We start from the raw sequence: 5,196 nt of genomic DNA, 5'->3' as shown, positions 1-5,196 counted from the left end.
GGAGCAACAACAGCCTCATTTGTAATATCATTCTGAATTGCATATGCTTTAATCGTAGTAATAGGATATTGAGACAACTTGTTTTCTTCTTCGATAACATAAATGTAATTTGAATTACTATGAATAATTTTTCCTGTGATGGAAGAGTCGTCATTTATAATGATAGTATTGTATTTGTAAGCACCTCCCCCTAAATTGCTAGAAATATTCGGAAATACATATTTTGAATAAGTCATTAAAAAAACCATAATGGCACCTATAAAATATAAAACAGTAAATGCATAATCGAGTTTTCCAATTTTTCCTGTTTTTGTAAACTTCGATACATCCTCATCTGGTTCAATAGAATGCTTTTCACGAGACCATCGGATAAATAAGAATAAGGAGAAATAAATACTTAAATAATTGTATACTTCATAAATTTCAGACAAAACTTGATCTTTTTCGATTAGGTAAACGGAAAATATCAAAGAAGATGTAGAATATATCAATCCTAATATATAAATGATTTTGTTTATTAGTTTTCCGGAATTCCAAAGGTTTCCTTTTGAATTAGATTCAAGTATTATAAAAGTTATAATAATGCCAATAATCAAAAAAACAACAAAAACTGGATGTAGTTCTGGATTAGTAGAATTATCATAGTTCCCAAGGAGTGTGGCTACAGCAACTGTGAAAACAACACTTTTTAGAAAGCAATTGATTATTAAAAATACAATGCGGTTTGGACATGTATATTTTAAAATATGCATTGCCCAAAAGAAAAAGAAACATACAATTTGAAAAAGAGCAACAAAACCAACAAAGATTGTTCGTGAATCAAATAATGCGACATCGATGATTCCAAACTGATTTAAATAGATATTGAGAATAAAAGCTCCAAGAGCAATAAAACATACTGGGATTAGAGATATAATTTTAAATAGATTTTCTTTTATGAAAGCTTTCATAGTTTCACCTTATCTACCTCAATTTCTCCATTCATCAACTTTGGTAATAACGTATCTCGAAGAGCAATTAAACGTAAATTTTCTTGTTGATTTGCACCGATTTGTTCAAAAAATGGAGTAACTTGTTTTGTAAACTTATAAACCTTATTGAAGTCTAATTCTGCTATTGGCATAACAGAAATATGTTGCGGATATATATGTGGTTGTGCAGAACCTGTTTGACTATCAAAAATTTCTTTTTGTCGAAGCTTCAACAATATATACCAAAAATAAACATCATTTGTCATTTCTGAATCTATATATGATGAATCAGATGACCAAACTGGTATATTCCAAAGATTAACAAAACCGGCATTTGCTCCTGAGGCGGAAATTGTCAAAACAGGTGCTTTTGTATTTGCGGTGTTGTGATAAGTTGCTGGTTCAAGACCTCCTGCAACAACAGGAACTTCACCAGGAATTGCGTCTTTTGATAAGAGATTCTTTCCTCGTTTTGGAACTATATAATCGCCAATTGTATGAGATTTTTCTGAACCATCTACAAACCAGTTTTTGAAGAGGGCTTGGGCTTGCTGTTCGAGGTTGGTGTTTATTTTGTTGTTCAGTTCGATTTTGTCGTCGAGGGACGAGAGGATGGCGGCGATTTTTTGCTGGGTGGGGAGAGGGGGAAGTTTGATTTCAAGATCGCCAATTTGTTGAAGGTTAATATTTGGTTGGGCGGATTGTCCAGAAATACCATTGATATAAGTTATAAGTGTTTTTTGATTTAAGAAATAATATACATATTTAAAATCAGCTTTTTCTGAAATAATCCGAATTATCGCAACAGCTTGATTTGTATTTGCTGGCACATCATCTTTTGTAGCAATACCGGTCTTTCCTAAAAACATACCTGCCATTGAGAACAAGATATCATTTTCGATGATTTGAGAACGTTTTAAGCGTTCATTTGTTTCTGAAGAAATAAATGTATATTTAGAAGAATCTAATAATCGGGAGTTTTCAAGAATACATTCGGATTTTATAAATTTGATTCCATTAGTAGTAAAATTTGCACCAATCATTGAAGGAGTAGTTCCTTTTGTTATTAATGAGGTGATATCTTTTACCTTACATTCTTTCCACTCTTCCATTTTCATTCCTTTATATTATAGATTCCGAAACAAGTTCGGAATGACGTATTTCTTTTTTATAGTGTTACTTCCGGCCCGCCTGCGCCGCCCTCATGCGTGAGGCTATGGAGCCCCTTGCCGACCGCAGGATGCCCGAAGGGCAGCCGAGGACGGTGAGCGTTAGCGAAGGGCGGAACAGCCGACGGCAGCTTGCTGCCGGCACGCCCTAAATCTTAAACCCAATCCCTGCAAGATTTTTCTTTATCTCTTCTTCGAGCTCGTGGCTCTTTGCGAACATTGCGCCAAGTTCTGTTGTCAGACGTTTCATTTTATCATCAAAAGGTTCGTCATCCTCTTCTTTTTCTTCTATGCCAACGTAGAGGCCGGGGGTGAGGATGTAATCCTGGGCGGCGATTTGGTTTGTGGTGGCAACTGCGCAGAAGCCTTTTACATCTTCGAGGGTGCCGTTCTGGAAGGCGGTGAAGGTGTCGGCAAGGCGGGCGATGTCTTCTTCGGAAAAGTCGCGGTGCTTGCGGTCTACCATGTGGCCCATGTTGCGGGCATCTATGAAGAGTGTTTTGCCGGTCTGTTTTTTGCCGCGGGTGATGAACCAGAGGGTTACCGGAATTGTTACGCTGTAGAAAAGCTGGGTTGGCATGGCGACAATTCCTTCTATTAAATCTGCTTCGATTATCTTACGGCGGATTTCTCCTTCGCCTGAGGTCTGGGTGGAAAGGGCGCCGTTTGCAAGTACAAGGCCGATTTTTCCGTTTGGAGCCAGGTGGTAGATCATGTGTTCTATCCAGGCATAGTTTGCGTTGCCTGCAGGTGGAAGTCCGTATGCCCAGCGCGGGTCATTCTGCAATTTGTCCTGACCCCAGTTGCTCAAATTAAAGGGCGGATTTGCCATGATGAAGTCGAACTTCTGCGTAGAATGAAGGTCGTTGAAAAAGGTATCTTCCGGGTGGTCGCCAAAGTTTGCGTCGATTCCGCGGATTGCCATGTTCATTTTGGCCATTTTCCAGGTGTCGGCGTTGGCTTCCTGTCCGAAGACTGAAATGTTGCTTCTGTTTCCTGCGTGCTCCTGAATGAACTTTACGGACTGAACGAACATTCCGCCTGACCCGCAGCATGGGTCGTAAACGCGTTTTCCTTCTGAAGGCTTTAAGATATTTACGATTGTTTTTACTACGCTTGCCGGTGTGTAGAACTCGCCGCCTTTTACTCCTTCGTAGGAAGCAAACTGCGCGATGCAGTATTCGTAGGTGCGGCCCAAGAGGTCTTTGCTTGCTTCGGTGTCGCTCATGTCCATGTTGGTGAATACGTCTACTACGTTACCAAGAACACGTTTGTCCAGTTCGGGGTTGGCGTAGTTTTTTGGAAGGACACCTTTGAGGCTTTTGTTGTCGGCTTCTATGGCAATCATGGCTTTGTCTAAGATTGTACCGATTTCCGGTGTGTGGGCTGCCTTTGCAATTTCTGACCAGCGTGCTTCTGGTGGGACGAAGAATATGTTTTCTGATTCGTATGCGTCGGGATCGTCTTCAAAACCGTCGCCTTCTTCTACGAGTTCGTTGTATTTCTTTTCGAATGCGGTTGAGATGTATTTTAAGAAGATAAGTCCTGTAAAGATTTTGCGGTAATCTGCAGCAGGGATGTGTCCCCAAAGTTCGCAGGCTGCATCCCAAATCTGCTGTTCAAAGCCGATGGTGGCTGAAGTTGATTTTGATTTGGGTGATTTTGACTTTGCCATGATGTGTCCTTTATGTAACTTGATATTTTGATTATATCACACAACTCGACATTTTTGTAGTTTACTCTTATTCTTAAATCTCCATCAAATAGTCTTCCACGTTTTTATACTGAACTCCATTTTCTTCTGAGTAGCTTTCTCCACGATACAGCACAACTTTTTCTAGAATTTTTCCGTATCTGAATTCTGTCTGTTTGCAATTATCTTCGTTAATCAGATGGCGGTACTGGAACGGTGATTTTTCTTTGCTGTGTTTTATTTCGTAAATCTTACAGCAAATTTTATCAGGATCATAAACGACCATATCGAATTCTCCGACTGCAAACTGTAGCTTGAACACTTCCAAATTTGGATTTGCCTTTTTTGTTTCCAGCTGAACAATTTCTTCAAGCATTCGGCCTTTTATATCGTCAAGGATTCTTTCTGTAATTCGCTTTCGCTCCTGTGCATCAATATTCTTAAAGGTTTCATCCATCATCAGAGATTTAATTAAAGATTCTGCCTGAGAATATCGCAGACCTGGCTGGCTAAACACAGTGGTAACTTTCTTATTGCTCAAATCATTCATGTTCACAAGAGGAATGTCACAGGTCAAATCCAATAAATCAAGATATTCTTTTATTTCAATGACATCTGTAGGATTTTCTCGGTCTTTTCGCATTATATCCTTTGCACTGCCAAAGTCATGAGACTTAAAAGCCCGTGTGAGCACTTCAATTGTGAACTCATGATTCATATCTTCAACAATTCTATTTATGGCACTTGTAAGTTCAACTTTATCATAAACTGATTTTAGATTTCTGAAATGACTTCCATACTGATAGTTTTTAAGTGAATGCTGGATATTACGGGCAATAGCTGTATTAACATAATCAGCTGTACTTTTCTTTGTTCTAAAAATTCCCTTGTTGTAATTATCTCCGCTCTGGCTCATGGTTCCGCCAAATTCCATGTACTGATCGATATCATGGATGCCCAAAACATTTGAGAACTCCCTGAAAGAAATAAAGGTTGTGTGAAGCAATATACATCTGTCGTAAAGCTGCTCATCTTCCGAAAAAACAAAGCCAAGAGAATCTGTTCCTGAAAGCACTATTTTCATTCCACTGGATGCGAAAACATCAGAAAACAGGGCGGCACCTTGTATATAATCATCCATCATTGTTACTTCATCAATGAATACGTATTTATATCCAAGAGTCTCTAGCTTTCGTAAATCTTTATTTACATCAGCAAGCGTGTTTGTAGGATTAATCTGAATAAAAACAGTTTTATTTCTGTCTTCGTCATTCATGTTATAAATAATCTGGCGAATCAAGGTTGTTTTTCCAGTTCTTCGCAGACCATAAAGAATGAATACTTTGTCGTGAGTATCGCCATA

The 5,196-nt window shown here is 38.7% G+C and carries 4 protein-coding genes; all 4 read right to left on the bottom strand.

All coding sequences use genetic code 11. The features are described from left to right. The coding region (locus tag ACKI5B_RS01755) for a hypothetical protein (RefSeq protein WP_407425233.1) at positions 1 to 950 on the bottom strand (950 nt) is incomplete at its 3' end. Further along, entirely contained in the window at positions 947 to 2,089 is a 1,143-nt protein-coding gene (locus ACKI5B_RS01750) for a restriction endonuclease subunit S (protein WP_407425232.1), read from the bottom strand. The genes ACKI5B_RS01750 and ACKI5B_RS01755, both read right to left, overlap by 4 nt. Before the next feature lie 199 nt (positions 2,090 to 2,288). Beyond that, positions 2,289 to 3,815: a type I restriction-modification system subunit M gene (locus ACKI5B_RS01745; protein ID WP_407425231.1), complete on the bottom strand. Its 1,527-nt coding sequence runs from the start codon at positions 3,813 to 3,815 to the stop codon at positions 2,289 to 2,291. A gap of 73 nt (positions 3,816 to 3,888) precedes the next feature. Beyond that, positions 3,889 to 5,196: AAA family ATPase (locus tag ACKI5B_RS01740; protein ID WP_407425230.1), on the bottom strand; the 1,308-nt coding region annotated here is incomplete at its 5' end.

It is taken from the genome of Treponema sp., assembly GCF_045657965.1.
Lineage (GTDB): Bacteria > Spirochaetota > Spirochaetia > Treponematales > Treponemataceae > Treponema_D.
The sequence above is the reverse complement of the archived record's forward strand: the minus strand, read 5'-3'. Positions and strand labels throughout refer to the sequence as shown.

Coding starts and splice junctions, on each gene's coding strand:
- ACKI5B_RS01745 (WP_407425231.1), bottom strand. CDS start 3,815: ATGGCAAAGTCAAAATCACCCAAATCAAAATCAACTTCAGCCACCATC.
- ACKI5B_RS01750 (WP_407425232.1), bottom strand. CDS start 2,089: ATGAAAATGGAAGAGTGGAAAGAATGTAAGGTAAAAGATATCACCTCA.